Here is a 25,653-nt window from a genome sequence, read left to right on the forward strand (position 1 = left end):
CGGCTTTCGGCGCCGCAGGGCTGCCTTGAGGTAGCCTGAAGGCGCAAGGAATTCCAGAGTTTTGCTGAGAGGTGAACCATGGACGAGAGCGCAGTTGGCACGGGTGCCGTGACCGGAGGCGTCAGGATCCTGCTGCGGCTCGAGGGGCTCGCGCTGTTCGCGGCCATGACCGCGCTCTATGCGACCTGGGGCGGCTCCTGGTGGCTCTACGCCCTGCTCTTCCTGGTGCCGGATCTGAGCTTCCTGGCGTACCTGTCGGACGCCAGACTCGGCGCGCTGGTCTACAACGCCGCCCACAGCTACATGGCGCCGGTGGCGCTGATGACGCTGGGCTTTGGGTTCTCCTCGCCGTTGACCCTGTCCATCGCCTTGATCTGGCTCGCCCATATCGGCATCGACCGGGCCCTGGGCTACGGCCTGAAATATGACGCCGGCTTCGGCTTCACCCATCTGGGGCGGATCGGCCGCCAGAAAAGCGCCTGATCCCCCGTGCACGCGCGGCGGGATGAGCGCGATTTGCCCGCGCTGATCAGTTGACCGGACCAGCCGATCCAGGCTTGCTCCAGATCCGATCAGGCGCTGACGGCGAAGAAGACGACGGATCGCGCGGCGGCCAGGCGACGCTCTATGCGAGCCTCGACCGCTTCCACAAGCTCTGGAACAAGTCGGGCGTGCAGTTCGCCGCAGCGCGCACGGTTTTGACAGCGGCCTGCTCGGCGTCGCCTCGGTCACCGTGTCGGCCAATGCCCAGACCGTGCGCAATTGCCACACACGGAGGGCGACGGCTGCGTGCTGATGAACGGCGATACCAACGCGCCCTTCACCTACAAGGACCCCTGCGTCGAGCTCAATCCACATGTCGGCGGCAATCCCGCCACGGCCGAGGCCTCGCGAAAAGCAGTGGTGGAATTTTTGCAGACGTTGTTCAAGCTGGGATAGGCCCGCGTCGGTGCCAAATTCTCCGTCATTGCGAGCGTAGCGAAGCAATCCAGAGTCTTTCCGCGGTGACAGCCTGGATTGCTTCGTCGCAAGAGCTCCTCGCAATGACGAGCCCGATCAACCTGATGCGCTAGCGCGCTCGGCCCGACAGCCGCAGCACGAACACCAGCACTTCGGCGACGGCCTTGTAGAGGTCCGGCGGAATCTCTTCGCCGAGCTCGACCTTCGAAAGCGCGCCGGCCAGGATCTCGTTCTCCTCGATCGGGATGTCGTTGGCCCTGGCGATCTCGACGATCTTGGCGCCGATCGTACCTTTGCCCTTGGCGACGACCACGGGCGCGCCGCTGCCCTTCTCGTAATGCAGCGCGATAGCGAGCTTGGACTCCTCGCTCATGTGGCGCGATCCAGGAAATGCCCGGCGCGGGCCGGCGCGGGTTGCGGCGGGGTGCCGTCGCGCACGACGATGTCGCCGGGCTTGAGCTCGGCCTTGGTCAGCGCCTGATTGAGCTCACCGATGCCGGCGCGGAGTTGCTGCGCCGTCGCCGGCCGCTCGGCCCACATCCGCACAAAGGTCTTGTCGCCGTTGAGCGTGACCAGCGCATGCACGGGGCCCGCCGGCTCGACATTGAGCGTGAAGCGCGCGCGCCAGGCGCGCTTGGCGGTGTCTGGCGTTTCGTTGCCGCCGTCGCGCGATATCTCGAACTGGGCCATCGCGGTGCCCTGCGGCGTCGCAAACGGAATCTCGAAATTCCACTGCGGTACGCTCGGATCGATGCGATGGCCGCCGGCATCGACGCGGTCGGGCAGTGAAGCGACTTGCAGGAGGGTCTGCCGCGCGAGCGCGGCATCGGTATCGTCGAGCAGGCGATGCACGGTCGCAGCGAGCGGCGCATTCAGCGTCAGTGATGGTGAGGCGATTGCCTGCGGCGACGGACCCGCGCCGCGGAACGGCGGCGGCGGCGGCGTACGCCCGGCCGCTTCGAAGACATGCCCGTCAGGCAGCACCTTGTTCGTGCCAGGCACATTGCCGGTCATGCGCGGCAGGTTTTGCGTGACCTCCTGCAGCAAGCTTGCGGCAAGGCCTGCGGAGATGGCCCGCCGCAGTGCTGCCTGCGCCGTTTCGCCGGCCATGTCTTTCAGCACGGCAACCGCAAGCGCGGCGTCGCGCGGCATTTGCGTGAGTTGAGCGCCCCCCGCCTCGGGCCCTGGCAACGCCGTCTGCACAGCTTCGCCGGCCACCTGCAGCGCCGGAGCTGCATTCTGCTGCGGCGTGACGGCATTCGTCGCAATCGCAAGGGCCTGCATCGGCGGCGCGGCGGGCTCGAGCGTGGCTGAGGTCACGGCCAGCGTCTGGCGCAGCACCAGCAGCGCGGCCTTCAAATCCGGTACCGCACCTGACGATGGCGTCGCCCCCGCGGCCAGCGAGGCTTCGAGAAACAGGCCGGATTTCTGGAAGGCGGATTCGATATCGCCGCCATCCAGCGCAGTGTCGAGCGGCGTCTGTTGCGCCAGCACCTCCAGCACCGCCTGCTTCAGGCCAGCAGGCAGATCGCTGCCGCTGACGACCGACGCCAGATTGGCAAACAATGGCGCCTGGCTGCCCTGTTTGGTCGCGGCCTCGGCCGATGCGACCGTGACGGCGACCTGCTCGGTCGGGGTCAAGGAATTGCGGACTGAGGTCATTGACGGCGCAAGGGACGGGCTGTCGACCAGCGAGGCGGCCGTCGGCGTCAGCGTGACCTGATCGGCGCTCGCCTCGCCCGCCCCATTGACGACGGCCAGCCTGATGGTGCCGTCGTTCCGCGATACCGCGAGCTGGAGATGTTGACCCGGGGTCAGCGACACCTCGGACATCACGTCCATCGAGAGGTTGGCGATCGCGATCCGCACCAGATTGTCCGCGAGCACGCTGACGACCTTGGCGTCGACGACGCTGCCGGCCTGAAGCACAAGATCCGGCGTGGCCGCATCAGCCACGAGGCTGGCGGCACTGACGGGAATGATCGAGCTTATCGGCGTCGCCATCTAGGGGGCCCGAGAGAACGTGCTCCCACCCTAAGGCCGCGGCGTAAACCTCTCGTTAAGGACCTTTGACCCCGGGCGGATTCACGGCCGTCAAAACCGCTACGGCGGCTTCGAAATCCCTCAAGCGGCTGGCCCGCCGGGCGGCGGCCTCCTCGTCCACGCCCCATTGGTCGATGTTCCAGTCCTCATCGACATGGGCGGCGGCCCAGACCTGATCGGCGTCGCGCACGCCATGCGCCAGCGCCAGCGCCAGCAGCGCCGAGCCGGTCAGGGTCGTCACGATGTGGAGGGCAGCCACCGACCAGGGATCATCAGGCAGCGCCGCGCGGGCGACCCGGAGCGCCTCGTCCGGCTGCTTCACATGCATGATGCCCTCGGACAGGATGAAATGCGCGCCCAGCGCCTCCGCGGCCCAGAACAGCACGGGATCCCAATGCGCGGCCTCGCGGGCGACCAGCCCCTCGGGGTGGCCGGCGCGATAGAACAGCAGGTCGGTCTCGAAGTATTTTGCGAGGTCATCCGTGACGAGCTCGACGCGGTCGACGACGCCCTCGACCACACTGTTGGCGATCCGCGTCAGCGGCATCGTCACCGGATCGATCGTCTCGGTTTGGGCGGCCCATTCCGCGGCAACGGCGTCGGCGAGCGCCCGCGCCGGGATCACCACCTGGCGCGTGGAAGGGGTTCGGATCGGCCTGCCGTCGAGGGTGATGGCAAAGCCGCCCTCGGCCTCGAGGACGCCCACCTCCTTGTAGAAGCGTTTGCGCAGCGGCGTGCGCGCGGAGGCACGCGCCGATTCCCGCGGGTCCGGCGGGGGCTGGCTGGCTGCTTCTTCGAACAATTCGCGCATGTGAGTATTCGGTCCCGGTCGCTGAATGCTGGGCTTTTAAGATAAGACCTATGGCCGATAAAGCGAGCGGCGGGGATGAGGGAACTTGCGCTGTCTCCACACCGTCATTGCTGTCGATGTTCACTAATTCGCTGATTGGATCGCGCTGCTCTTGGTAGCTGCGAAGGCTTCGGCATTTTGTCGCGGCCTCCCCGCAACGACGGGGCTAACAGCGCAGGCTCAACTACTCCTCCGGCGCGTTCTCGATCGGGTCGAACCGGCTGGCGTCCAACCCGAGCAAATTCCACGACTGCTGCATATGCTGCGGCAGCGGCGCGGTGGCGTCGATAAAGCCGCCGCGCGGATGCGGAATGACGATACGCCTTGCGAGCAGGTGCAGCCGGTTTTGCAGGCCGCCCGGCAGCTGCCAATTCTCGATGTTGAAATATTTGGGATCGCCGACGATGGGATGGCCGATGTGCTCCATGTGGGCGCGCAGCTGGTGGGTGCGCCCCGTCACCGGCTTCAGCGACACCCAGGTCAGCTTGTTGCCGGCGGTCTCGACCACGGCATAGTACGTCACCGCGTGGCTGGCGCCCTCGTCGCCATGCTGGGCGATGCGCATGATGGTGTCGTCCTCGCTCTCCTCCTTCGCAAGGAAGGTCGAGATGCGGCCCTGCTTCGGCTTCGGAAGTCCCGGCACCAGCGCCCAATAGGTCTTGCGAGCCGACCGCGAGCGGAAGGCGCCGGTCAGATGCGAGGCGGCAAACCGCGTCTTGGCGATCAAAAGACAGCCCGACGTTTCCCTGTCGATGCGGTGCACGAGGCGTGGCTTCTGGCCCTTGGAATCGCGCATCACCTCCAGCATCTGGTCGATGTGCCGCGTCATGCCCGAGCCGCCCTGCACGGCAAGGCCGGCGGGCTTGTTCAGGACGAGAACGTCGTCGTCCTCGTAGATCGTCATCTCCTTTAGCGCGGCCAGCGTCTTTTGCGCGCCCTCCGAGAGTTCACCTGCGGCCTTCGGCGTGTCGAGCTTCAGCGGCGGAATGCGGACGCTCTGCCCTTCCTCCAGGCGGTCCTTGCTGTCGACGCGCTTGCCGTCAACGCGCAGCTCGCCTTTGCGCACGACGCGCTGGATATGGGAAAACGACAGGCCGGGAAAGCGCGCCTCGAGAAAGCGATCGACGCGCATGTTGTTCTCGTCCGCCGTGACAGTGACGGTCTGCACCTTGGTCGGCAGCAGCGCCTCGACGGGTTTTGCCGGCGCGGCTCGCTCCGCTTCAGCCTTCGGCGGACGCCGCTCGGCGCGCTCGCCGGCGAAACGCGGCGGCTTGCTGCCGGGCTTGCCGCCCGGACGCGGTCCGGCCTTCGCGCTTCGTGCCTTCAACGGGCGCGATTCCTTGCGCTCGTCGCGTTCGCGGGGCTTTGGGTTCATTCTCTTGATACGGCGGCTCATGGTCGTCTGCGTACCCTAAAAGCCGGCCCCCGTCACGGCGAAATGGCCCGTTTTCAGCCCTTCCCACCCCGCTCCTTGCGCAGCTTGGCCCAGTAATCCAGCCGCTTCCGGATCTCCCGCTCGAAACCGCGCTCGGGCGGGTCGTAGAAGGTCTGGCGGCCCAGGGCTTCCGGAAAGTAGTCCTGGCCGGAGAAGGCGTCGGGGGCGTCGTGGTCGTATTCGTAGGCGGCGCCGTAGCCCTCAGACTTCATCAGCTTGGTCGGGGAATTGAGGATGTGCTTGGGCGGCAGCAGCGAGCCGGCCTGTTTTGCCACCTGCATCGCCGCCCCGAAGGCCGTATAGACCGCGTTCGATTTCGGCGCGGTGGCGAGATAGACCACGGCCTGCGCGATCGCGAGCTCTCCTTCGGGGTGACCGAGGAAGTCGAAAGCGTCTTTCGCCGCATTTGCGATGACGAGCGCCTGCGGATCGGCGAGCCCGATGTCCTCCACCGCCATGCGCACGACGCGGCGGGCCAGGAACAGCGGGTCTTCGCCGGCATCGAGCATGCGCGCGAGATAGTAGAGCGCGGCGTCAGGATCAGAGCCGCGCACCGATTTATGCAGCGCCGAGATCAGATTGTAGTGGCCATCGGCCGATTTGTCGTAGATCGGCGCGCGGCGCTGCAGGATGTCCTGCAATTGCGCGGCATTGAAAATCTCGTCGGCCCGTGCCGAGCGCCAGACCTCTTCGGCCAGCGTCAGCGAGGCGCGGCCGTCACCATCGGCCATACGCACCAGCACGGACCTCGCCTCGGCATCGAGCGGCAGCTTGCGGCCCTCGACCTCTTCGGCATGCGCGAACAACTTTTCGATCGCATCGGCATCGAGCGAGCGAAATACCAGGACGCGCGCGCGAGAGAGCAACGCCGCGTTGAGTTCGAATGACGGGTTCTCGGTGGTGGCGCCGACCATCACCACCGTGCCGTCTTCCATGACCGGCAGAAACGAATCCTGCTGCGCGCGGTTGAAGCGATGCACCTCGTCGACGAACAGCAGCGTACCCTTGCCCATCTCGCGGCGAGCCCGCGCGGCGTCGAAGGCCTTCTTCAGATCGGCAACGCCGGAGAACACCGCCGAGATCTGCTCGAAATGCAGGTCCGTCGCGTCCGCGAGCAGCCGGGCCACCGTGGTCTTGCCGGTGCCGGGCGGGCCCCAGAACACCAACGATCCCAGCGTGCGCGTCTCCAGCATGCGCGTCAGCGCGCCGTCGGGGCCGAGGATGTGATCCTGGCCGACGACCTCCGACAGTGCACGCGGCCGCAGCCTATCAGGCAGCGGATGCGGCGCTTCTTGATCGAGCCCCGCCGCGGCGAAGAGAGTTGGGGTCTGCCGTGGTCGCTTCGGACTCATCCGCCCAGCGTGACGTTGATCTGCTGGCCGCCGCGCACCAGCGCAATGCGCCAGAGTCGCGGCTGCTCCTTCGCGGCCTTCTCGAGGTCGCTGGTCCTGGCGATCTTCTGGCTGTTCACGGACAGGATGATGTCGCCCTTCTGGAAGCCGACATTTTGCGCAGCCGTGCCATCGCCGATGTCGGTGACGACGACGCCCTCGGTGTCGGCATCGAGATGCAGCTCGTCGGCCACCGCCGGCGTGATGGTGGAGATCCTTGCACCCTGGAACGGCGAACGCGTGGTGATGACGAGTTCATTACGGCCGCTGTCCGGCGCCGTCTCGAGCGCGATCGTCAGCTTGAGCGGCTTGCTGCCGCGCTGCACGTCGATCTGCGCGGTGCCGCCGAGCGGACGGGTGGCGAAGCGGTAGTCGAACGCGTTGGGGTCGTCTACGGCCTGGCCATCGATTCCGGTGATGAGGTCGGAGGATTTCAACCCGGCCCGCGCCGCGGGGCCGTTGGGGACGACGCTCGCGACCAGCGCACCGGTCGGCGAGCGCAGGCCGAGGCTCTCGGCGATCTCTGCCGTCACCGCCTGCAGCTTCGCGCCGAGCCAAGGCCGCTTCACGGCCGTGCCGCCGCTCTTGGCGGAGGCGACGACGACGCGCACCATGTTGGCGGGAATCGCAAAGCCGATGCCCTGCGAGCCGCCCGAGCGCGAGTAGATCGCGGTGTTGATGCCGGCAAGCCGGCCGTTCATGTCGACCAGCGCACCGCCGGAATTGCCGGGATTGATCGCAGCGTCGGTCTGGATGAAGAACTGGTAGTCGGTGATGCCGACCTGCGTGCGCGCCAGCGCCGAGATGATGCCGTGGGTCACGGTCTGACCGACGCCGAAGGGATTGCCGATCGCGAGCACGACGTCGCCGACCATCAGCTCGTCCGAATTGGTGAATTCGAGCGCCGGAAATTTTTCCTTGGTGTCCTTCAGGCGCAACACCGCAAGATCGCTGCGGGAATCCTTCAGCACGATCTCCGCCTCGAACTCGCGCTTGTCCGCCAGCGACACCTTCACCTGGTCGGCGCCTTCGATGACGTGGACGTTGGTGACGATGAGTCCGGAGGAATCGACGATCACGCCCGAACCCAGCGAGCGCTGCACCTGCTCCTGCTGCTCGCCGCCGCCGAAGAAACGGCGGAAAATCGGGTCGTCCAGCAGCGGATTGCGGTTCTGCACCACCTTGGCGGCATAGACGTTGACGACCGCAGGCTGCACCCGCTGCACGATCGGCGCATAGGACAGCCGCAGTTCGGCCGGCGAGGACGGAACGCGACGGTCCTGCGCGGCAGCCGGATTGAAGTGGGCCGAAAAGGCTATGCACAGAGCCGTGACGACGGCGGTCCAGTTCGCTCGAAACATTCCTACCTCTCGGAAAAGACGCCGGAATATAGGCGCGTTCGTCTCCCAATAGAAGGGCGCCCGACGGCAATATTCAGTCCTCGCCCGGCGTCACGGGCATACAAGCCTCGCGTGCGAAATCGCAATTTGCTTGGCTTGGTGGATTGGCATGATGTGCGTCAGCTTGCATGCTCGTGCTGGGCAGATTCGGCTGCGGCGAATCGGCGTCAATGGGAACTGGGCAACCGGCGTTCACCGTCGCGGGGCAGTCATCGATCAGTCTTAGGCTCTCGCGTTCTCGACTTGGGGAAGTTCGTCAAAGGATGGAGTCACGACATGAGCAGGACAAGAATAGCGGCCACGGCGATTGGTCTCGCCGGCGCGCTGGCGGCCTCGCAGGCCCAGGCCCAATCGGCAAGCAACAGCGAACAGGAGATCGCGCTCCTGAAGCAGCAACTGAAGTTGCTGGAGCGGAAGCTCGACAAGCTGCAGAACCAGACCGCGGCGAACACGGCGGCAGCAGCAAAGACCAGGGCCGAAGCGAAGGCCGAGGCCAAAGCCGAAGCGCGCTCGGAGGCGAAGGCCGTCGTCGCCAACGCCAATGCGGCATTCCCGGTCAAAGGCGCCCCCCCAACGGCCGGCGTGATCGTGACCATGCCGAACAACCGGCCGACCATTTGCACCGCCGATCAAGCGAACTGCGTCGCGATCACCGGCCGCGTGCATTGGGACGTCGGCGGTTACGACTATCGTCCCAACACGGCGGCCACCGTGCCGCAGAGGCTGGACAGCGGCGAGAACGTCCGCCGCGCGCGCATCGGCCTCGCCGGCAAATTCTTCGACGACTGGAACTTCGCGCTTGTCTATGATTTCGGCGGCTCGTCGGACGGGTTCGGCGGCGCAGCGCCGGGATCGCTGCCCGGTGGCGGGGTCTCCGGCGTCGAGAACGCCTATCTCAGCTACACCGGACTAAAACCGTTCGGCGGCCGCATGGCCGTCGAAGCCGGCATCATGGACCTGCCCTACACCATGGACGAGGCCACGAGTTCCAACGACATCATGTTCATGGAGCGCGCCTCGGCCGGCGTGATCGCCACCAACATCGCCGCCGGAGATTTCCGCTCGGCAGCCGGCACGCGCTGGTTCGACGATCAGCTCTGGATCGGCGGCTATGTCACCGGACCTTCGACGGGCGCCATCCACTCCGCTTCGAGCGCGGCGCCGGCGGGCACGAGCGAGCAATACGGCGCGGTGGCGCGCGTTGCCGGCAATCCCATCAGCGGCAAGGACTACTCGGTGCATATCGGTGCTGACGCACAATGGCTGATCCAGCCGCCGCGCAACCTCATCGCCAATACGCAGACCGTCACGCTGAGCGATCGTCCGGAATTGCGGCTCGACCCGACGACGCTGGTGTCGACGGGGGCGATCGCAAATGTCTCGGGCGCCCAAGTCTACAGCGTCGAAGCGGCTGCGACCTACGGTTCGTTCATCGTCCAGGGTGAGTACTTCTGGTACAACGTCGACCGCACCGCCAATACCGGCGTGCCGCTGGTCGGCGCGCCGAGCCTGAAATTCCAGGGCGGCTATGCGCAAGCCGGCTACGTGCTGACCGGAGAGGGTCGGACTTACAATGCGGCAAACGCGGCCTATAACGGCGTCAAGCCGGCGCACCCGTTCTCGCTCGATGGCGGCGGCTGGGGCGCATGGGAAATCGCGGGACGCTTCTCGACGATCGACCTCAACGATCAGCTTGCGAGCGCCAACGGCGTCGCGGGCGGACGCCAGAACGTCTACACGCTGGCGCTGAACTGGTACGTCAACGGCAACGTCCGGTTCATGCTCGACTACCTGCACGGCACCGTCTCCAAGCAGACGCTGCCGCCGAGCGCGTTCGCGAATACGGGCTCGGGCTTCGACGCCGTGGCGATGCGTACGCAGTTCGCATTCTGAGACGATCTCGTCCGAAAGCGGCGCGAGCTGCTCCCGGACGATCACGCCGCCCGCTTCGGCTTGTTCGCCGCGACCGGCGGCGGCGCGCAGGCGAGCCGCTGCTGGTGGCTCTCGCCCCAGGCTTTCAGGATGTCGATCACCGGCCGCAGGCTCTCGCCGAGCTCGGAAAGGCAATACTCCACCCGCGGCGGGACTTCGGCATAGACCTTGCGGATGACGAGCTGGTCCTCCTCCAGCGCGCGAAGCTGCTTGGTCAGCATGCGCTGGGTGACGCTGGGCATCATGCGTCGCAATTCGCCGAAGCGCCTTGTGCCGCTCTGGAGGTGATAGAGGATCACGCCCTTCCATTTGCCATCGATCAGGTCCAGCGTCGCCTCGACCGAGCAGCCGGGACGACGGGCAAAATCGCGCCGTTTCATGCTTATTTCCCCGATAGTATCCAAACGGGCACTATATCCCCGAATTTACAGTACTTGCCAAATTGAAGCCGGGGCGACAGTTAGAGCGGCAGGCGAATACGCCATCTGATGGAGACAAGCCATGAAGGCCGTCGGCTACAGGAAGTCGCTACCGATCGAGGATCAGGATGCGCTGATCGATTTCGAAACCGCAAAGCCGGAGCCCAGGGGACGCGACATCCGCGTCGCCGTGAAGGCGATCTCGGCCAATCCTGTGGATTACAAGGTGCGCAAGCGCGCCGCCCCGCCGGAGGGCGAGACCAAAATTCTCGGCTATGATGCGGCCGGCGTGGTCGACGCCGTCGGCCCCGAGGTCAGGCTGTTCAAGCCGGGCGACGAGGTGTTTTACGCCGGCTCGATCCTGCGCCAGGGCACCAATTCCGAATTCCATCTGGTCGACGAGCGCATCGTCGGCAACAAGCCGAAGTCGCTGTCGTTCGCGCAGGCCGCCGCGCTTCCCCTCACCTCCATCACCGCCTGGGAATTGCTGTTCGATCGTCTCGGCGCGGTGCCCGGCAAGAGCGTCGATCCGCGAACGCTCTTGATCACCGGCGGCGCCGGCGGTGTCGGCTCGATCCTGATCCAGCTGGCACGCCGTCTCACCGGCCTTACCGTGGTTGCGACTGCAACGCGGCCGGAGTCGCAGAAATGGTGCCTCGATCTCGGCGCGCATGCGGTGATCGATCACGGCAAGCCGATGAAGGAGCAGATCGAAGAGCTCAAGGTGCCGCCGGTCGCGCTGGTGGCGAGCCTCACCTTCACCGACCAGCACTACAAGTCGATCGCCGAGTTCATGGCGCCGCAGGGCCGGTTCGGCCTGATCGACGATCCGCCGGAATTCACCATGAGCACGTTCAAGGGCAAGGCGATCTCGGTGCACTGGGAATCGATGTTCACGCGCTCCTCATTCCAGACACCCGACATGATCGCGCAGCATCATCTGCTGAACGACGTCGCCGATCTCATCGACAAGGGCGTTCTGCGCACCACGCTCGACCAGACCTTCGGCACGATCAACGCAGCCAATCTCAAGCGCGCGCATGCGCTGCTGGAGAGCGGCAAGTCGCGCGGCAAGATCGTGCTGGAGGGGTGGTAGAACATGTCGTTGGGGTGGGTTACGCCTGCGGCTAACCCACCCTTGCGCCCGGCCTAGGCGATCGTGTTGACGATGCCGCCTTCGGCGCGCAGCGCCGCGCCATTGGTCGCTGACGCCTGCTTCGAGGCGACGTAGACCACCATGTTCGCGATCTCATCGACGCTGGCGAAGCGTTGAATCAAAGAGCTCGGGCGATGCTGCCTGACGAAATTGGCAGCGGCCTCGTCGACCGATTGCCCGTTCTTCTTGGCGAGATCCTTCACGAAGGTCTCGACGCCCTCGGACATGGTCGGACCAGGCAGCACCGAGTTCACGGTGACGCCGGTCCCCCGGGTGAGCTGCGCGAGGCCACGCGCGACCGCGAGCTGGGCCGTCTTGCTCATTCCGTAGTGCATCATCTCGACGGGAATGTTGAGCCCGGATTCCGAGGAGATGAAAACGATGCGGCCCCAGTTGCGCCCAAGCATGCCCTTCATATAGGCGCGCGACAGCCGCACGCCGCTCATCACGTTGACTTCGAAGAATCGGCTCCAGTCTTCGTCCGGGATCTCGAAGAAGTCTTTCGGCTCGAAGATGCCGGCGTTGTTGATGAGGATGTCGACCTCGGGCAGATCAGCCACGAGCGCCTTGCATCCCGCCGCGGTCGAGACGTCGGCGGCGATGCCGCGCACCTTGGCGCCCGCCCCCTCCAGCTTGCGCACGGCCGCATCGACCTTGTCCTGGCCGCGTCCGTTGATGACGACGCTCGCGCCCGAGCCGGCGAGGCCCTTGGCGATGGCGTGGCCGATCCCGGCGGTCGAGCCGGTGACGAGGGCAGTCTTTCCGGACAGGTCGATCTTCATACGCAATCTCCATCGGTGGTGACGAGGATATCGTACCCCGCATGGGCGGCTGCAATCGCCGCTCACCGATGCGTGAGATTTACCTGCGCGATGGGCAGTGTCCGGACAAAGACGACGATGGCATCGAGGTCCTGCGGCGTCATGCCGGTGTCCTCATGAGACGTCGCCGCGCCATACAAAAAAGCGGCGCCCAGGGGCGCCGCTTTCTGAAATCCCGATACCGGCTGGCTTACGCCGCCTCGGCTTCCTTCGCCTGCACCGGACCGGAGTCCTGGCCCTTGGCATCGACGTCGCGGTCGACGAACTCGATCACCGCCATCGCGGCGTTGTCGCCGTAACGGAAGCCCGCCTTGATAATGCGGGTGTAGCCGCCCTGGCGGTCCTTGTAGCGCGGCGCCAGCACGTCGAACAGCTTCTTGACCTGGTCCTTGTCGCGCATCTCGGAGATCGCCTGGCGGCGCATGGACAGGCCGCCTTTCTTGCCGAGGGTGACGAGCTTCTCGACGATGGGGCGAAGCTCCTTGGCCTTGGGCAGAGTGGTGACGATCTGCTCGTGCTTGATCAGCGCGGCCGCCATGTTGGCGAACATCGCGCGGCGATGCTCGGCCGTGCGGTTGAGCTTCCGATGAACCTTGCCGTGACGCATGTGTAGTGTCCTTACTTGAAACTGCCGCGACGGTTCGTCGGACATGTTGCTCAGGTGGGCTGCCTGCGTTCGCCCAGATAGCGAGTGGTGAACGGCGAGGAGCGAATTGTCGTTCGCTATTCGCCACTCCCAATTCGCCAAACTCAGTAGTGATCTTCGAAGCGCTTGGCGAGCTCGTCGATGTTCTCCGGCGGCCAGCCCGGCACTTCCATGCCGAGATGCAGCCCCATCTGGGCCAGCACTTCCTTGATCTCGTTCAGCGACTTGCGGCCGAAGTTCGGGGTGCGGAGCATTTCCGCTTCCGACTTCTGCACGAGGTCGCCGATATAGACGATGTTGTCGTTCTTCAAGCAGTTGGCCGAACGCACCGAGAGCTCGAGCTCGTCCACCTTCTTGAGGAAGGCCGGGTTGAAGGCGAGGTCCGGGATGATCTCCTGGGCGACTTCCTTGCGCGGCTCTTCGAAGTTGACGAACACGTTGAGCTGATCCTGCAGGATGCGCGCGGCGTAGGCCACGGAATCATCCGGCGTCAGCGCGCCGTTGGTCTCGATCGTCATGGTCAGCTTGTCGTAGTCGAGGATCTGGCCCTCGCGGGTATTCTCGACCTTGTAGGAGACCTTGCGAACCGGCGAGTACAGGCTGTCGACCGGGATCAGGCCGATCGGCGCGTCCTCGGGACGGTTGCGCTCGGCGGGCACGTAGCCCTTGCCGGTGGAGACCGTGAACTCCATGCGGATCTCGGCGCCCTCGTCCAGCGTGCAGATCTGCAGCTCCGGATTGAGCACCACGACGTCGCCGACCGTCTGGATGTCACCGGCGGTGACGGCACCAGGGCCCTGCTTCTTCACGACCATGCGCTTGGGGCCCTCGCCCTGCATCTTGATCGCGATGTCCTTGATGTTCAGCACGATGTCGGTGACGTCCTCGCGGACGCCGGCGATCGAGGAGAACTCGTGCAGCACGCCGTCGATGTGCACCGACTGCACCGCGGCGCCCTGCAGCGAGGAGAGCAGGATGCGGCGTAGCGCGTTGCCGAGCGTCTGGCCGAAGCCACGCTCGAGCGGCTCGGCGACGATGGTCGCAAAGCGGGTCGAATCGCTACCGGGCTGAATCTGGAGCTTGTTCGGCCGAATCAGTTCTTGCCAATTTTTCTGGATCGTCACTGTTTCACCCATACAGGCCAGTCGATTTGAAGGTTCAAATACTGGCGTTGGAGAAAGGCCGCGGATCAGTCCCGCGGCTCCTTAAAAAACCATCGCGGGCGACAAGCGCCCGCAACGTCGTATCAGACGCGCCGACGCTTGCGCGGACGGCAACCGTTGTGCGGGATCGTGGTCACATCGCGGATGGAGGTGACGGTGAAACCCGCGGCCTGCAATGCACGGAGCGCCGACTCACGGCCCGAACCCGGACCGGCGACTTCGACTTCCAGCGTGCGCATGCCGTGCTCCTGCGCCTTCTTCGACACGTCCTCGGCAGCCACCTGCGCGGCGTACGGGGTCGACTTGCGCGAGCCCTTGAAGCCCATCGTGCCGGCGGAAGACCAGGCAATCGTGTTGCCCTGCGCGTCGGTGATGGTGATGGTCGTGTTGTTGAACGACGAGTTCACGTGCGCGACGCCGGAGGCGATGTTCTTGCGCTCACGACGACGAACGCGGGTGGCTTCCTTGCCCATAGACTACCTTTCCTGGAGATCTCAAACGCCGCCGTAATGCCAGCGGCTACACCTGTGAAAATGCGAGTGGCGAATGGCGAGCGGCGAACGAATCCATTCGCTGCTCCCCATTCGCCATTCGCGTCGAATTACTTCTTCTTGCCGGCGATGGCCTTGGCCGGACCCTTGCGCGTACGCGCATTGGTGTGGGTGCGCTGGCCGCGCACCGGCAGACCGCGACGATGACGCAGGCCGCGATAGCAGCCGAGGTCCATCAGACGCTTGATGTTGATGCCGACTTCGCGACGCAGATCGCCCTCGACGAGATAGTCGCGGTCAATGACTTCGCGGATCTGGAGCACTTCAGCGTCGCTGAGCTGATTGACCCGACGATCCTCGGGGATCTTCACCTTTTCGAGGATCTCACCAGCGATCTTCTGGCCGATGCCATGGATGTACTGGAGCGCGATCAGCACGCGCTTGTTGGTCGGAATGTTCACGCCGGCAATACGGGCCACGGCCTTCTCTCCTGTTGCCGATCCCTCGTCAGGAATCGGGCTTTAAGTGCTTATGTTTCTCGGGCAGGTGTTCACAAACGCGAACACGACGCCCACCCCTGGTCTTCCTGGGGCCCGGCATCGTTTGAAACTATCCGACTTGGATGCGGGGCTTATTAAGGGATTCAGGGGGCTTTCGTCAACCGCCGCTAGCGCCTGGCTCGCTTTTTCGTGACCTTTTTTGCGGCCTTTCTGGCACCCTTTTTGACGGTCTTCTTGGCGGCCTTTTTAGCCGTTTTCTTGGCTGTCTTCTTTCCTGCCTTTTTGGTGCCCTTCACGGCCTTTTTGGCGGATTTGGCCGATTTGGCTGTCTTTGGAGCCGCTTTCGCCGGCTTTTTGGCTGCTTTCTTGGCGGACTTGGTCTTTTCGGCCGCCCTGTTGGCGGGCGCCGCCCTGGCTGCACTGCGCGCACGCGACTTCCCATGCGACTTCCCATGCGTCTTGGGCTCGACCGCGCCCAGCGCCAGCAGCTGGCGATGGATGGCACGGGTCACCTCGTCGATGGCCATCATGCCGTCGATGGTCGACAGCTTCCGGCGCTCGGAATAGTAGTGAATCAGCGGTTCCGTCTGGCTGCGGTAGCTGGCCAACCGCTTGGTCAGGACCTCCGGGGTGTCGTCAAGGCGGACCTCCTCCCCGCGCTCCCGCATCTGGGCGACGCGGGTCTCGACCCGGCTCAGCAGCGCGCTCTCGTTGACGCGAAGCTCGATCACGGCGTCCAGCTTGAGGTGCTTGTGCCGGAGCAGATCATCTAGAGCCTCGGCCTGCGGCACGGTGCGCGGGAAGCCGTCGAGGATGAAGCCATGCTTGGCGTCCGGCTGGTCGATACGGTCGGAGATGATTCCCACCACAACCTCGTCAGGCACGAGCCCGCCGCTGGCCATGATTTCCTTGGCCTTCAGTCCGACCGGCGTCCCCGCCGCAACGGCTGCACGCAACATCTCACCGGTCGAGAGCTGGACGATGCCATAGCGCTGCACCAGCAGCTGCGCCTGGGTGCCCTTGCCCGATCCTGGTGGTCCCAGAAGTATAATTCTCATTGGCGTACGCCCCCCATTGGGTGAGCGATATGTCGCGCACCCGTGTTTGAAACTCGGCAACAGTGCAAATCATAATCAACGCCGTACCGCTACCCATATCATAGGGGAGCAAATGCCCGGACGCCAAGAAGGCCTTTGAAACCAGGGATTGCGCCGCCGCGAGAGCAGCCCTGCCGATGTCGCCGAACGGCTGGCTGATCGCCCTGGCGGGCCGCGCGTTGCTTGCGCAGCGAATCGGCGGCGCAGATGCGCCGCCTGGAGAGGACGCCGCGCCTTAGCGGCGCCGGCCCCGCAGCTTCGACTTGCGGATCAGGCCTTCATACTGATGAGCCAGCAGATAGCCCTGCACCTGCGCCACGGTATCCATGGTGACGCTGACGACGATCAGCAGCGAAGTGCCGCCGAAATAGAACGGCACCGAGGCATAGGAGATCAGGATTTCCGGGATCAAGCAGACGATCGCCAGGTAAATCGCACCGAGCACGGTGATGCGCGACAGCACGTAGTCGATATATTCCGCCGTGCGCTCGCCCGGACGGATGCCCGGGATGAAGCCACCGTGCTTCTTCAGATTGTCCGCGGTCTCGGTCGGGTTGAACACGATCGCGGTGTAGAAGAACGCGAAGAACACGATCAGCGCGAGATAGAGCACCAGGAACAGCGGACGGCCGTGGCCGAGCTGGGTGGTGATCCACTGGAACCATTCCGGCCCCTTGCCCGCGTTGAAGTTCGCGACCGTGGTCGGCAGCAGCAGCAGCGAGGACGCGAAGATCGGCGGGATCACGCCCGAGGTGTTGAGCTTGAGCGGCAGATGCGAGGACTGGCCCTCGAACATCTTGTTGCCGACCTGGCGCTTCGGATACTGGATCAGGAGCCGGCGCTGGGCGCGCTCCATGAACACGATGAAGGCGATGACGGCCACGGCCATCACGATCACGACCAGGATCAGGCCGGTCGACATCGCGCCCTGACGGCCGAGCTCGAGCATGTTGGCGAGCGCCGCCGGCAGCTCGGCGACGATGCCGGAGAGAATGATCAGCGAGATACCGTTGCCGATGCCGCGCGAGGTGATCTGCTCACCCAGCCACATCAGGAACATGGTGCCGCCGGTCAGCGTGATCGCGGTGGAGAGACGGAAGAACATGCCGGGGTCGCTGACGACGTTGCCGGCACCTTCGAGGCCGACCGCGATGCCGTACGACTGGAACGCGGCCAGGATCACCGTGAGATAGCGGGTGTACTGATTCAGCGTCTTGCGGCCCGCCTCACCTTCCTTCTTCAGCGCCTCGAGCTGCGGCGAGACGGTCGTGAGGAGCTGGATGATGATCGATGCCGAGATGTACGGCATGATGTTCAGCGCGAAGATCGCCATGCGGTGGATGCCGCCACCGGCGAACATGTTGAACATGCCGAGGATGCCGCCTGCCTGCGACTTGAACACCTGCTCCCAGATGTTCGGATCGATGCCGGGCAGCGGGATGTAGGTTCCCAGCCGATAAACGAGTAGCGCACCCAGGGTGAACCAGATGCGCTTCTTCAGTTCGTCGGCCTTGGCGAACGCGCCGAAATTGAGGTTGGCTGCCAGTTGTTCCGCTGCAGAGGCCATATTGGACTTTCTCCCGCCGCCTTTTGCGCCGTCATACCCGCGGCCGGGCTATTTAGCGGACGCCGGACATTATCTGGGGCTTCGGCTTCGATAAGTCCATCGTCCCGCATGCGTAAAGGCCCGCGAGGCGCGGGCCAATGACGCAGTTGTTACGCCGCCTCGCCTTCTTCCTTGGCAGGGGCGAGGATCTTCACCGAACCGCCGGCCTTCTCGACCGCTTCGATCGCGGACTTCGTGGCGCCGTGGACCTCGATGTTCAGCTTCGCCTTGAGCTCACCGCGGCCGAGCAGCCGCAGGCCGGCCTTGGCGCGGCGCAGCACGCCCGCCTTCACCAGGGCCTCGACGTTGACGACGCTGCCGGCCTCGAGCTTCTTGGCATCGATCGCGTCCTGCAGACGGTCGAGATTGATCTCGGCGTACTCGACGCGGAAGATGTTGTTGAAGCCGCGCTTGGGCAGACGGCGATGCAACGGCATCTGACCGCCTTCGAAGCCCTTGATGCGCACGCCCGAACGTGCGGTCTGGCCCTTGCCGCCGCGGCCGGACTGCTTGCCCTTGCCCGAACCAATGCCACGGCCAACGCGCATGCGCTTCTTGCGCGAGCCGGCGTTGTCGGCGATATCGCTGAGCTTCATCGCCCTGCTCCTTGTGTCTTGCGCATGATCTGGCCCGAAAACCGGTATCCACTTTTCGGGATCATGCGCCCTGTTTTACTTCTCGCCGACGATGCGGACGAGATGGTGAACCTTCTCGATCATGCCGCGGACCGCCGGGGTATCCGGCAGTTCGCTGGTGCGGCCGATCTTGTTGAGCTTGAGTCCGATCAGTGTCGAACGCTGCGAGTGATGGCGGCGGATCGCGCTGCCGGTTTGCTCGAGCTTGATCGTCTTTGCGGACTTAGCGGCGTCCTTGGCCATCGTGGTCTACTCCGAAAAGCGTTGGTTAGTCCGCAGCCGCCTCGGCATCGCCGCCGACGCGACGACCCTGGAGGGTGGACACCTTGATGTTGCGGCGCGCCGCGACCGAACGCGGGCTATCCTGATGCTTCAGCGCGTCAAAGGTCGCGCGAACCATGTTGTACGGGTTCGACGAGCCGATCGACTTGGCCACCACGTCCTGGACGCCGAGCGTCTCGAACACGGCGCGCATCGGGCCGCCGGCGATGATGCCGGTACCGGCAGGAGCTGCACGCAGGTAGACACGGCCCGCGCCATGACGGCCGGCAATGTCGTGATGCAGCGTACGGCCCTCACGCAGCGAGACGCGGGTCAGGTTGCGCTTGGCGGACTCGGTGGCCTTGCGGATCGCCTCGGGAACTTCGCGCGCCTTGCCGTGACCGAAGCCGGCGCGGCCCTTTTGATCGCCGATCACGACCAGCGCGGCGAAACCGAAGCGCTTGCCGCCCTTCACGACCTTGGCGACGCGGTTGATGTGCACGAGCTTGTCGACGAACTCGCTGTCGCGCTCCTCGCGCTCCCTGCGTTCACGTCCGCCGCCGCCGCGTTGATCGCGTCCACCACGTTGTTCGCGTTCTGCCATTTTTCCAATCCTTCAGAGGCTTGCGCCTCAATCCTTAAATTCTGTTAGAAGCTCAGCCCGCTCTCGCGCGCAGCGTCGGCAAGAGCCTTGACGCGCCCGTGGTAGAGATAGCTGCCGCGATCGAACACGACTTCCTTGACACCCTTCTCGGCAGCGCGCTCGGCCAGTAGCTTGCCGACCGCCTTCGCCGCATCGATGTCGGCGCCGGTCTTGCCGCCGTCCCGCATCGACTTCTCGAGCGAGGAGGCAGAGGCCAACGTCTCGCCCTTCAAGTCGTCGATGACCTGGGCGTAGATGTGTTTGGACGAGCGGAACACCGACAGACGCGGACGGCCACCACCGGAGCGGCGCAGCTTCAGCCGCACACTCCGCTTGCGCCGGGCATTCGTAACCTTGGCTTTGGACATGACCGGCTCCGTTACTTCTTCTTGCCTTCCTTGCGGAAGATGAATTCGCCAACATACTTCACGCCCTTGCCCTTGTAGGGCTCCGGCGGGCGATAGGAGCGGATCTCAGCGGCGACCTGGCCGACGCGCTGGATGTCGCTGCCCGCCACCGTGATCTCGGTCGGCTTCGGCACGGTGATCGTGATCCCTTCCGGGATCGTGTAGATCACGTCGTGGCTGTAACCGAGCGCCAGCTGCAGGTTCTTGCCCTGCATCGCGGCGCGGTAACCGACGCCGGTGATTTCGAGCTTCTTCTCGAACCCCTTGGTGACGCCTTCGACCAGATTCGCGACCTGGGCGCGAGCGGTACCGTACAGCGCCCGCGCGCGGTTGGTCTCAGCCCGCGGCTTGACCTTGATCTGGCCGCTCTCAAGCTTCACCTCGACGTCGTCATGAACGACGAACTGAAGCTGGCCCTTCGGCCCCTTCATCTTGACGGTCTGCCCATCGACGGTCGCGGTCACACCGGACGGCACCGCCACAGGCTTTTTGCCAACACGTGACATGGATCAAAAATCCTTCTCAGAACACCGTGAAGAGGACTTCACCGCCCACGTTCGCTTCACGCGCACTGTGGTCGGCCATGATCCCCTTCGGCGTCGACAACACCGAAATACCGAGTCCGTTATTGACCCGCGGCAGGTTCTTCACCGAGGCGTAAACGCGACGCCCGGGCTTGGAAACACGTTCGATCTCGCGGATGACGGGCTCGCCGTCGAAATACTTCAGCTCGATCTCGATCTCGCTGCGGCCCGAGGAGTGCTCGAGGGTCGCGTAACCGCGGATGTAGCCCTCGCTCTTCAGCACTTCGAGGACGTTCTCGCGCATCTTCGAACCAGGGGTGGAGACCTTGTTCTTGGAACGCATCTGCGCGTTGCGGATACGGGTGATCAGATCGCTGATTGGATCGTGCGTAGACATCTAAACGACCCTCCTTACCAGCTCGACTTGACGAGGCCCGGGACCATGCCCTTGGAGCCAAGGTCGCGCAGCGCGATACGGGACAGCTTGTTCTTGCGATAGTTGGAGCGCGGGCGACCCGACAGCTCGCAACGCAGACGGATGCGGGTGGCCGACGAATTGCGCGGCATTTCCGCAAGCTTCAGGGTGGCGGCGAACCGCTCTTCCATCGGCAGCGTCTTGTCGGCGATGATCGCCTTCAACCGCTCGCGCTTCGGGGCGGCGTTCTTCACCATCCGCTTGCGCCGGTTGTTCTTCTCGACTGAACTCTTCTTTGCCATGCTTGGCTCCTGGGTATCCGCGTTTGAGAGGCTTTAGGTCAGCGTCTCACTGCCGGAACGGGAAATTGAAAGCGGTCAACAAGGCCCTCGCCTCTTCGTCGGTCCTGGCCGTGGTGCAGACGGTGATGTCCATACCGCGGGCTTCCGTGACCTTGTCGAAGTCGATCTCGGGGAAAATGATGTGTTCCTTGATGCCGAGCGAGTAGTTGCCGCGGCCGTCAAAGCTCTTCGGGTTCAAGCCGCGGAAGTCGCGGACGCGCGGCAGCGCGACCGTCACCAGGCGATCGATGAACTCGTACATGCGGGCCTTGCGCAGCGTGACCTTGCAGCCGATCGGCTGGTTCTCACGCAGCTTGAAGGTCGCGATCGCGATACGCGAATAGGTCACGATCGCCTTCTGGCCGGCAATCTGGGTCAACTCGGCAGCGGCGGTCTCGGCCTTCTTGCGATCGTTGACGGAATCGCCAACGCCCATGTTCAGCACGACCTTGTCCAGGCGCGGAACCTGCATCACGTTCTCATAACCGAACTTCTCGGTCATGGCCGTGCGGATCTTCGCGTCGTATTCCGCGCGCAGGCGCGGGGTGTAAGCGGCCTCAGCCATCGATCTCAGCTCCCGAGCGCTTGGCGATGCGGACCTTCTTGCCGTCCGCCAGAATCTTGAATCCGACGCGGGTCGGCTTTCCATCCTTGCCGACATACGCGATGTTGGACAGTTGGATCGGCGCCTCTTTCGAGATGATGCCGCCCTCCTGGGCCTGCGTCTGCTTCTGGTGACGCTTGACCATGTTGATGCCGCGCACGAGTGCGGTGCCGGCGTCCGGGCGAACCTCGAACACCTCGCCGCTGCGGCCCTTGTCGCGGCCTGTCAGCACGACGACCTTGTCGCCCTTGCGGATCTTCGCAGCCATCACAGCACCTCCGGCGCGAGCGAAATGATCTTCATGTGGTTCTTGGCGCGCAGCTCGCGCGGCACGGGCCCGAAGATACGGGTGCCGACCGGCTCGGACTGGTTGTTGATCAGCACGGCGGCGTTGCGGTCGAAGCGGATGACCGAACCGTCAGCGCGGCGGATGTCCTTGCGGACACGCACCACGACGGCCTTCATCACGTCGCCCTTCTTCACCTTGCCACGCGGAATGGCTTCCTTGATCGAGACGACGATGATGTCGCCGATGGTGGCGTAGCGGCGCTTGGAGCCCCCGAGCACCTTGATACACATGACACGGCGTGCGCCAGAATTGTCGGCCACGTCGAGGTTGGTCTGCATCTGAATCATTGATGCACCTCGTCCTCTTTCTCTTTGCGCCAGCCTAGCCGGCGCTCAACATTTCCCTGAAGTCGGTCGGCCAAGGCCGACAGATCAGGCGGTTTTCTTGTGCTCACCCCGGATCACGATCCAGGACTTCAACTTCGAAATCGGCTTCGATTCCTCGATCCACACCATGTCGCCCGGCTTGAACTCGTTGTTCTCGTCGTGCGCGTGGTAGTTCTTCGAACGGCGGATCGTCTTCTTGTAGATCGGATGCGTGAAGCGGCGGTCAACGCGCACCACGACGGTCTTGGCAGTCTTGTCGCTGACGACCACGCCTTGCAAAGTACGTTTCGGCATATCCGTTAGCCCCTTACTTCTTCTTGGCGCGCGTCTGCGCGGCGACGGTCTTGATCCGGGCAATGTCACGGCGAGCCTCGCGCAGGCGCGAGGTGTTCTCGAGCTGCCCGGTGGCACGCTGGAAGCGCAGGTTGAAGCGCTCCTTCTTGAGGTTCAGGACGGCGTCGTCCTGCTGGTCGGGGCTCATCGCGCGGATGTCTTCGATCTTCATCTGGGCCATGGCCGTTACTCCGCAATGCGCTCGACGAAGCGCGTCTTGATCGGCAGCTTGGCGGCCGCCAGGGTCAGCGCTTCACGCGCCGTCTGGGTGTTGACGCCGTCGATCTCGAACAGCACCCGGCCCGGCTTGACGCGGGCGACCCACAGTTCCGGCGAACCCTTGCCGGAGCCCATGCGGACTTCGGCCGGCTTCTTCGACACCGGAACGTCCGGGAATACGCGGATCCAGACGCGGCCGGCGCGCTTCATGTGGCGGGTCAGCGCGCGGCGGGCGGCTTCGATCTGGCGCGCGGTGACGCGCTCCGGCTCGGTCGCCTTCAGGCCGAACTGGCCGAACGCCAACGTCGCGCCCGAAGTCGCAACGCCGTGAATGCGGCCCTTATGCGCCTTCCGGAACTTCGTTTTCTTAGGTTGCATCATGGCTTTAAGCCCTCAAATTCCTGTGCTGGATCAGGCCGCAGCCGTATCGCGGCGCTGACGGCCACCACGATCGCTGCTACCGCCCGTCTCGCCTTCGGCCATTCTCTTGTCCTGGGCCATCGGATCGTGCTCGAGGATCTCGCCCTTGAAGATCCAGACCTTGACACCGCAAGTGCCGAAGGTCGTGAACGCGGTCGCAACGCCGTAGTCGATGTCCGCGCGCAGCGTGTGCAGCGGCACGCGACCTTCGCGGTACCACTCCATGCGCGCGATTTCCGCACCGCCCAGGCGACCCGAGCAGTTGATGCGGATGCCTTCCGCGCCGAGCCGCATCGCCGACTGAACGGCGCGCTTCATGGCGCGGCGGAACGCGACGCGCCGCTCGAGCTGCTGCGCGATCGATTCGGCCACCAGCGTCGCATCGAGCTCCGGCTTGCGGATTTCGACGATGTTGATGACGACGTCCGACGAGGTGATGTCCGCGACCTTCTTGCGCAGCTTGTCGATATCGGCGCCCTTCTTGCCGATCACCACGCCCGGGCGAGCCGAGTGGATGGTGACGCGGCACTTCTTGTGCGGACGCTCGATCACGATGCGGGCGACGGCCGCCTGCTTGAGCTCCTTGTGCAGGATCTCACGGATCTTGACGTCCTCATGCAGCAGCTTGCCGTATTCCTGCTTGCCGGCGAACCAGCGCGAATCCCAGGTCCGGTTGATGCCGAGGCGCAGACCGATCGGATTGATCTTTTGACCCATCGTGTTCTCCTGCGTCCCTTAGGCCGCTGCTTCGGCTTCGACCTGACGAACGATGATCGTCAGCTGCGAAAATGGTTTGTAGACACGGCCCGACCGACCACGGCCGCGAGCAGCAAAGCGCTTCATCACGAGACCATTGCCGACGAAGGCCCGCGACACGACGAGATCATCGACGTCGAGGTCGTGGTTGTTCTCGGCATTGGCGATAGCCGATTCCAGGCACTTCTTCACGTCGACCGCGATCCGCTTGCGCGAAAACTGCAGGTCGGCGAGCGCGGCGGAAGCCTTCCGGCCGCGAATGAGCTGGGCGACCAGGTTGAGCTTCTGCGGGCTCACCCGCAGCATCCGGGCGACCGCCTTGGCCTCGTTCTCGGCGAGGCTCCGTTCGCGCTTAGGTTTGCTCATCGTTTAATCCTCAAGCCTTCTTGGCTTTCTTGTCGCCGGAGTGGCCATGGAAGGTCCGGGTCGGCGAGAACTCGCCGAACTTGTGACCGACCATTTCCTCGTTGACGGCCACCGGCACGTGCTTCTGACCATTGTAGACGCCGAAGGTCAGGCCCACGAACTGCGGCAGGATCGTCGAGCGACGGCTCCAGATCTTGATGACGTCGTGACGGCCGGACGCGCGCGCGGCATCTGCCTTCTTGAGCAGAGAACCCTCGACGAACGGGCCTTTCCAGACTGAACGAACCATGTCCGTCGTTCCTTACTTCTTCCGCTTGTGGCGGCTTAGGAGAATGAATTTGTTGGTCGACTTGTTGGTGCGGGTCTTCTTGCCCTTGGTCGGCTTGCCCCACGGAGTGACCGGGTGACGACCGCCCGAGGTACGACCTTCACCACCGCCGTGCGGATGGTCGATCGGGTTCATGGCAACACCGCGGTTGTGCGGGCGACGGCCCATCCAACGCTTGCGACCGGCCTTGCCGATCGAGGTGTTCATGTGATCCGGGTTCGACACCGCGCCGATCGTGCCGCGGCAACGGCCGTGCACCAGGCGCTGCTCGCCCGAGTTCAGGCGGATGATGACGTAGTCCTGATCGCGGCCGACGAGCTGGGCGTAGGTACCAGCCGAGCGAGCGAGCTGACCGCCCTTCCCGATCTTGACCTCGATGTTGTGGATGATCGTGCCGACCGGCATGTTGCCGAGCGGCATGACGTTGCCCGGCTTCACGTCGACATAGTTGCCGGCGACGATGGTGTCACCCACCGCCAGGCGCTGCGGCGCCAGGATGTAGGCCTGCTCGCCGTCCTGATACTTGATCAGCGCGATGAAGCCGGTGCGGTTCGGATCGTATTCCAGCCGCTCGACAACAGCGGGAACGTCGATCTTCTCGCGCTTGAAGTCGACGGTACGCAGCGTCTGCTTGTGGCCACCGCCGCGGAAGCGCACGGTGATGCGACCGGTGTTGTTGCGGCCGCCCGAGGACTTCTTGCCTTCGGTGAGCGCCTTGACCGGCTTGCCCTTGTAGAGCGCCGAACGATCGACCATGACCAGCTGGCGCTGGCCCGGCGTCGTGGGATTGAATGTCTTCAGTGCCATCGTCGTACG

The 25,653-nt window shown here is 64.5% G+C and carries 34 protein-coding genes and 1 pseudogene; 4 read left to right on the forward strand and 31 right to left on the reverse strand.

Annotation, left to right across the window (positions count from 1 at the left end):
* Positions 1–78 precede the first annotated feature (78 nt).
* Positions 79–483 (forward strand): DUF4260 domain-containing protein, encoded by a 405-nt coding sequence (locus ACVW16_RS03930; protein ID WP_456735434.1) that lies wholly within the window; start codon positions 79–81, stop codon positions 481–483.
* Between the two features lie 119 nt (positions 484–602).
* Positions 603–939 (forward strand): annotated as a pseudogene (locus tag ACVW16_RS03935) (hypothetical protein); the annotation flags it as partial.
* A 130-nt stretch (positions 940–1,069) separates the two neighbouring features.
* Here the strand turns inward: ACVW16_RS03935 and ACVW16_RS03940 are convergent.
* The 6 genes from ACVW16_RS03940 to ACVW16_RS03965 all read right to left on the reverse strand — a co-directional run bounded on the left by ACVW16_RS03940 (position 1,070) and on the right by ACVW16_RS03965 (position 8,040).
* Positions 1,070–1,333 carry an EscU/YscU/HrcU family type III secretion system export apparatus switch protein gene (locus ACVW16_RS03940; protein ID WP_456704066.1) on the reverse strand — a complete coding sequence of 88 codons (264 nt, stop codon included), beginning with the start codon at positions 1,331–1,333 and terminating at the stop codon, positions 1,070–1,072.
* Positions 1,330–2,964: a flagellar hook-length control protein FliK gene (locus ACVW16_RS03945; RefSeq protein ID WP_456735435.1), complete on the reverse strand. Its 1,635-nt coding sequence runs from the start codon at positions 2,962–2,964 to the stop codon at positions 1,330–1,332. Before ACVW16_RS03945 ends, ACVW16_RS03940 begins: the two co-directional genes overlap by 4 nt.
* A 55-nt stretch (positions 2,965–3,019) precedes the next feature.
* Positions 3,020–3,814 carry an ATP12 family chaperone protein gene (locus ACVW16_RS03950; protein WP_456735436.1) on the reverse strand — a complete coding sequence of 265 codons (795 nt, stop codon included), beginning with the start codon at positions 3,812–3,814 and terminating at the stop codon, positions 3,020–3,022.
* A gap of 223 nt (positions 3,815–4,037) precedes the next feature.
* On the reverse strand, positions 4,038–5,249 hold the full coding sequence (locus ACVW16_RS03955; RefSeq protein ID WP_456735437.1) for an RluA family pseudouridine synthase: 1,212 nt from the start codon (positions 5,247–5,249) through the stop codon (positions 4,038–4,040).
* A 53-nt stretch (positions 5,250–5,302) separates the two neighbouring features.
* Positions 5,303–6,640 (reverse strand): replication-associated recombination protein A, encoded by a 1,338-nt coding sequence (locus tag ACVW16_RS03960; protein ID WP_456735438.1) that lies wholly within the window; start codon positions 6,638–6,640, stop codon positions 5,303–5,305.
* Positions 6,637–8,040, reverse strand: a complete 1,404-nt coding sequence (locus tag ACVW16_RS03965) for a DegQ family serine endoprotease (protein ID WP_456735439.1) — start codon at positions 8,038–8,040, stop codon at positions 6,637–6,639. The genes ACVW16_RS03960 and ACVW16_RS03965 overlap by 4 nt, the downstream gene beginning before the upstream one ends.
* 315 nt (positions 8,041–8,355) lie before the next feature.
* Between ACVW16_RS03965 and ACVW16_RS03970 the strand changes: the two genes are divergently transcribed.
* Positions 8,356–9,972, forward strand: a complete 1,617-nt coding sequence (locus ACVW16_RS03970; protein ID WP_456704072.1) for an OprO/OprP family phosphate-selective porin — start codon at positions 8,356–8,358, stop codon at positions 9,970–9,972.
* A 41-nt stretch (positions 9,973–10,013) separates the two neighbouring features.
* On the opposite strand, the gene ACVW16_RS03975 is transcribed toward ACVW16_RS03970, so the two are convergent.
* On the reverse strand, positions 10,014–10,391 hold the full coding sequence (locus ACVW16_RS03975) for a winged helix-turn-helix transcriptional regulator (protein ID WP_456704073.1): 378 nt from the start codon (positions 10,389–10,391) through the stop codon (positions 10,014–10,016).
* Between the two features lie 121 nt (positions 10,392–10,512).
* Here ACVW16_RS03975 and ACVW16_RS03980 point away from each other — a divergent pair, with 121 nt between their 5' ends.
* On the forward strand, positions 10,513–11,526 hold the full coding sequence (locus tag ACVW16_RS03980) for a zinc-binding alcohol dehydrogenase family protein (protein WP_456704074.1): 1,014 nt from the start codon (positions 10,513–10,515) through the stop codon (positions 11,524–11,526).
* Positions 11,527–11,579: 53 nt separating this feature from the next.
* On the opposite strand, the gene ACVW16_RS03985 is transcribed toward ACVW16_RS03980, so the two are convergent.
* The 24 genes from ACVW16_RS03985 to rplB all read right to left on the reverse strand — a co-directional run bounded on the left by ACVW16_RS03985 (position 11,580) and on the right by rplB (position 25,644).
* Positions 11,580–12,368, reverse strand: a complete 789-nt coding sequence (locus ACVW16_RS03985; protein ID WP_456735440.1) for an SDR family NAD(P)-dependent oxidoreductase — start codon at positions 12,366–12,368, stop codon at positions 11,580–11,582.
* A 229-nt stretch (positions 12,369–12,597) separates the two neighbouring features.
* Positions 12,598–13,014 carry a 50S ribosomal protein L17 gene (gene rplQ, locus ACVW16_RS03990; protein ID WP_057745449.1) on the reverse strand — a complete coding sequence of 139 codons (417 nt, stop codon included), beginning with the start codon at positions 13,012–13,014 and terminating at the stop codon, positions 12,598–12,600.
* Positions 13,015–13,157: 143 nt separating this feature from the next.
* Positions 13,158–14,189: a DNA-directed RNA polymerase subunit alpha gene (locus tag ACVW16_RS03995; RefSeq protein WP_092228449.1), complete on the reverse strand. Its 1,032-nt coding sequence runs from the start codon at positions 14,187–14,189 to the stop codon at positions 13,158–13,160.
* Positions 14,190–14,299: 110 nt separating this feature from the next.
* Positions 14,300–14,689, reverse strand: coding sequence for a 30S ribosomal protein S11 (gene rpsK, locus ACVW16_RS04000; protein WP_007603045.1), 390 nt, complete (start codon positions 14,687–14,689; stop codon positions 14,300–14,302).
* A gap of 128 nt (positions 14,690–14,817) precedes the next feature.
* Positions 14,818–15,186, reverse strand: a complete 369-nt coding sequence (gene rpsM, locus ACVW16_RS04005; protein WP_014494511.1) for a 30S ribosomal protein S13 — start codon at positions 15,184–15,186, stop codon at positions 14,818–14,820.
* A gap of 188 nt (positions 15,187–15,374) precedes the next feature.
* Positions 15,375–16,265: an adenylate kinase gene (locus ACVW16_RS04010; protein ID WP_456735441.1), complete on the reverse strand. Its 891-nt coding sequence runs from the start codon at positions 16,263–16,265 to the stop codon at positions 15,375–15,377.
* A 274-nt stretch (positions 16,266–16,539) separates the two neighbouring features.
* Positions 16,540–17,871 (reverse strand): preprotein translocase subunit SecY, encoded by a 1,332-nt coding sequence (secY, locus tag ACVW16_RS04015; RefSeq protein WP_092228451.1) that lies wholly within the window; start codon positions 17,869–17,871, stop codon positions 16,540–16,542.
* Positions 17,872–18,020: 149 nt separating this feature from the next.
* On the reverse strand, positions 18,021–18,506 hold the full coding sequence (gene rplO, locus ACVW16_RS04020) for a 50S ribosomal protein L15 (RefSeq protein WP_456704078.1): 486 nt from the start codon (positions 18,504–18,506) through the stop codon (positions 18,021–18,023).
* A gap of 75 nt (positions 18,507–18,581) precedes the next feature.
* On the reverse strand, positions 18,582–18,788 hold the full coding sequence (gene rpmD, locus ACVW16_RS04025) for a 50S ribosomal protein L30 (RefSeq protein ID WP_092228453.1): 207 nt from the start codon (positions 18,786–18,788) through the stop codon (positions 18,582–18,584).
* A 25-nt stretch (positions 18,789–18,813) separates the two neighbouring features.
* The gene (gene rpsE, locus ACVW16_RS04030) at positions 18,814–19,410 is read right to left on the reverse strand and encodes a 30S ribosomal protein S5 (protein ID WP_092228454.1); all 597 of its coding nucleotides are present in this window, start codon (positions 19,408–19,410) and stop codon (positions 18,814–18,816) included.
* Between the two features lie 44 nt (positions 19,411–19,454).
* Complete coding sequence (gene rplR, locus ACVW16_RS04035; protein ID WP_007603036.1) at positions 19,455–19,817, reverse strand: 50S ribosomal protein L18; 363 nt, start codon at positions 19,815–19,817, stop codon at positions 19,455–19,457.
* A gap of 11 nt (positions 19,818–19,828) precedes the next feature.
* Positions 19,829–20,362, reverse strand: a complete 534-nt coding sequence (gene rplF / locus ACVW16_RS04040) for a 50S ribosomal protein L6 (RefSeq protein ID WP_456704079.1) — start codon at positions 20,360–20,362, stop codon at positions 19,829–19,831.
* A gap of 16 nt (positions 20,363–20,378) precedes the next feature.
* Positions 20,379–20,777 (reverse strand): 30S ribosomal protein S8, encoded by a 399-nt coding sequence (gene rpsH, locus ACVW16_RS04045; RefSeq protein WP_007603034.1) that lies wholly within the window; start codon positions 20,775–20,777, stop codon positions 20,379–20,381.
* 14 nt (positions 20,778–20,791) lie between these two features.
* Positions 20,792–21,097 carry a 30S ribosomal protein S14 gene (gene rpsN / locus ACVW16_RS04050; protein ID WP_057745473.1) on the reverse strand — a complete coding sequence of 102 codons (306 nt, stop codon included), beginning with the start codon at positions 21,095–21,097 and terminating at the stop codon, positions 20,792–20,794.
* 46 nt (positions 21,098–21,143) lie between these two features.
* Positions 21,144–21,701, reverse strand: a complete 558-nt coding sequence (gene rplE, locus ACVW16_RS04055) for a 50S ribosomal protein L5 (RefSeq protein WP_456704080.1) — start codon at positions 21,699–21,701, stop codon at positions 21,144–21,146.
* Positions 21,694–22,008, reverse strand: coding sequence for a 50S ribosomal protein L24 (rplX, locus tag ACVW16_RS04060; protein WP_456704081.1), 315 nt, complete (start codon positions 22,006–22,008; stop codon positions 21,694–21,696). The genes rplE and rplX overlap by 8 nt, the downstream gene beginning before the upstream one ends.
* The gene (gene rplN / locus ACVW16_RS04065; RefSeq protein ID WP_007603030.1) at positions 22,008–22,376 is read right to left on the reverse strand and encodes a 50S ribosomal protein L14; all 369 of its coding nucleotides are present in this window, start codon (positions 22,374–22,376) and stop codon (positions 22,008–22,010) included. Before rplN ends, rplX begins: the two co-directional genes overlap by 1 nt.
* An 84-nt stretch (positions 22,377–22,460) precedes the next feature.
* On the reverse strand, positions 22,461–22,709 hold the full coding sequence (gene rpsQ, locus ACVW16_RS04070; RefSeq protein WP_212301601.1) for a 30S ribosomal protein S17: 249 nt from the start codon (positions 22,707–22,709) through the stop codon (positions 22,461–22,463).
* 13 nt (positions 22,710–22,722) lie between these two features.
* The gene (gene rpmC / locus ACVW16_RS04075; protein ID WP_026202715.1) at positions 22,723–22,929 is read right to left on the reverse strand and encodes a 50S ribosomal protein L29; all 207 of its coding nucleotides are present in this window, start codon (positions 22,927–22,929) and stop codon (positions 22,723–22,725) included.
* A 5-nt stretch (positions 22,930–22,934) separates the two neighbouring features.
* The gene (gene rplP, locus ACVW16_RS04080; protein ID WP_027535296.1) at positions 22,935–23,348 is read right to left on the reverse strand and encodes a 50S ribosomal protein L16; all 414 of its coding nucleotides are present in this window, start codon (positions 23,346–23,348) and stop codon (positions 22,935–22,937) included.
* A gap of 30 nt (positions 23,349–23,378) precedes the next feature.
* Complete coding sequence (gene rpsC / locus ACVW16_RS04085; protein ID WP_092294149.1) at positions 23,379–24,104, reverse strand: 30S ribosomal protein S3; 726 nt, start codon at positions 24,102–24,104, stop codon at positions 23,379–23,381.
* Between the two features lie 18 nt (positions 24,105–24,122).
* A complete protein-coding gene (gene rplV / locus ACVW16_RS04090; RefSeq protein WP_456802231.1) occupies positions 24,123–24,509 on the reverse strand; it encodes a 50S ribosomal protein L22 in 387 nt (128 codons plus the stop codon).
* A 10-nt stretch (positions 24,510–24,519) separates the two neighbouring features.
* A complete protein-coding gene (gene rpsS, locus ACVW16_RS04095) occupies positions 24,520–24,798 on the reverse strand; it encodes a 30S ribosomal protein S19 (protein ID WP_008136357.1) in 279 nt (92 codons plus the stop codon).
* Between the two features lie 12 nt (positions 24,799–24,810).
* Entirely contained in the window at positions 24,811–25,644 is an 834-nt protein-coding gene (gene rplB, locus ACVW16_RS04100; RefSeq protein WP_092228459.1) for a 50S ribosomal protein L2, read from the reverse strand.
* Positions 25,645–25,653 lie beyond the last annotated feature (9 nt).

This window comes from Bradyrhizobium sp. USDA 4474, from assembly GCF_054057515.1.

Coding starts and splice junctions, on each gene's coding strand:
- ACVW16_RS03950 (WP_456735436.1), bottom strand. CDS start 3,814: ATGCGCGAATTGTTCGAAGAAGCAGCCAGCCAGCCCCCGCCGGACCCG.
- ACVW16_RS03930 (WP_456735434.1), top strand. CDS start 79: ATGGACGAGAGCGCAGTTGGCACGGGTGCCGTGACCGGAGGCGTCAGG.
- ACVW16_RS03970 (WP_456704072.1), top strand. CDS start 8,356: ATGAGCAGGACAAGAATAGCGGCCACGGCGATTGGTCTCGCCGGCGCG.
- rpsE (WP_092228454.1), bottom strand. CDS start 19,410: ATGGCAGAACGCGAACAACGTGGTGGACGCGATCAACGCGGCGGCGGC.
- rplO (WP_456704078.1), bottom strand. CDS start 18,506: ATGAAGCTCAGCGATATCGCCGACAACGCCGGCTCGCGCAAGAAGCGC.
- rpsC (WP_092294149.1), bottom strand. CDS start 24,104: ATGGGTCAAAAGATCAATCCGATCGGTCTGCGCCTCGGCATCAACCGG.
- ACVW16_RS03995 (WP_092228449.1), bottom strand. CDS start 14,189: ATGGGTGAAACAGTGACGATCCAGAAAAATTGGCAAGAACTGATTCGG.
- rplV (WP_456802231.1), bottom strand. CDS start 24,509: ATGAGCAAACCTAAGCGCGAACGGAGCCTCGCCGAGAACGAGGCCAAG.
- rplX (WP_456704081.1), bottom strand. CDS start 22,008: ATGGCTGCGAAGATCCGCAAGGGCGACAAGGTCGTCGTGCTGACAGGC.
- secY (WP_092228451.1), bottom strand. CDS start 17,871: ATGGCCTCTGCAGCGGAACAACTGGCAGCCAACCTCAATTTCGGCGCG.
- ACVW16_RS03955 (WP_456735437.1), bottom strand. CDS start 5,249: ATGAGCCGCCGTATCAAGAGAATGAACCCAAAGCCCCGCGAACGCGAC.
- ACVW16_RS04010 (WP_456735441.1), bottom strand. CDS start 16,265: ATGAGAATTATACTTCTGGGACCACCAGGATCGGGCAAGGGCACCCAG.
- rpsH (WP_007603034.1), bottom strand. CDS start 20,777: ATGTCTACGCACGATCCAATCAGCGATCTGATCACCCGTATCCGCAAC.
- rplQ (WP_057745449.1), bottom strand. CDS start 13,014: ATGCGTCACGGCAAGGTTCATCGGAAGCTCAACCGCACGGCCGAGCAT.
- rpsQ (WP_212301601.1), bottom strand. CDS start 22,709: ATGCCGAAACGTACTTTGCAAGGCGTGGTCGTCAGCGACAAGACTGCC.
- rplE (WP_456704080.1), bottom strand. CDS start 21,701: ATGGCTGAGGCCGCTTACACCCCGCGCCTGCGCGCGGAATACGACGCG.
- rpsK (WP_007603045.1), bottom strand. CDS start 14,689: ATGGGCAAGGAAGCCACCCGCGTTCGTCGTCGTGAGCGCAAGAACATC.
- rpsN (WP_057745473.1), bottom strand. CDS start 21,097: ATGGCAAAGAAGAGTTCAGTCGAGAAGAACAACCGGCGCAAGCGGATG.
- rplR (WP_007603036.1), bottom strand. CDS start 19,817: ATGTCCAAAGCCAAGGTTACGAATGCCCGGCGCAAGCGGAGTGTGCGG.
- ACVW16_RS03940 (WP_456704066.1), bottom strand. CDS start 1,333: ATGAGCGAGGAGTCCAAGCTCGCTATCGCGCTGCATTACGAGAAGGGC.
- rplP (WP_027535296.1), bottom strand. CDS start 23,348: ATGATGCAACCTAAGAAAACGAAGTTCCGGAAGGCGCATAAGGGCCGC.
- ACVW16_RS03965 (WP_456735439.1), bottom strand. CDS start 8,040: ATGTTTCGAGCGAACTGGACCGCCGTCGTCACGGCTCTGTGCATAGCC.
- ACVW16_RS03960 (WP_456735438.1), bottom strand. CDS start 6,640: ATGAGTCCGAAGCGACCACGGCAGACCCCAACTCTCTTCGCCGCGGCG.
- ACVW16_RS03980 (WP_456704074.1), top strand. CDS start 10,513: ATGAAGGCCGTCGGCTACAGGAAGTCGCTACCGATCGAGGATCAGGAT.
- rpmC (WP_026202715.1), bottom strand. CDS start 22,929: ATGGCCCAGATGAAGATCGAAGACATCCGCGCGATGAGCCCCGACCAG.
- ACVW16_RS03975 (WP_456704073.1), bottom strand. CDS start 10,391: ATGAAACGGCGCGATTTTGCCCGTCGTCCCGGCTGCTCGGTCGAGGCG.
- rplB (WP_092228459.1), bottom strand. CDS start 25,644: ATGGCACTGAAGACATTCAATCCCACGACGCCGGGCCAGCGCCAGCTG.
- ACVW16_RS03985 (WP_456735440.1), bottom strand. CDS start 12,368: ATGAAGATCGACCTGTCCGGAAAGACTGCCCTCGTCACCGGCTCGACC.
- rplF (WP_456704079.1), bottom strand. CDS start 20,362: ATGTCACGTGTTGGCAAAAAGCCTGTGGCGGTGCCGTCCGGTGTGACC.
- ACVW16_RS03945 (WP_456735435.1), bottom strand. CDS start 2,964: ATGGCGACGCCGATAAGCTCGATCATTCCCGTCAGTGCCGCCAGCCTC.
- rplN (WP_007603030.1), bottom strand. CDS start 22,376: ATGATTCAGATGCAGACCAACCTCGACGTGGCCGACAATTCTGGCGCA.
- rpsS (WP_008136357.1), bottom strand. CDS start 24,798: ATGGTTCGTTCAGTCTGGAAAGGCCCGTTCGTCGAGGGTTCTCTGCTC.
- rpmD (WP_092228453.1), bottom strand. CDS start 18,788: ATGGCCAAGGACGCCGCTAAGTCCGCAAAGACGATCAAGCTCGAGCAA.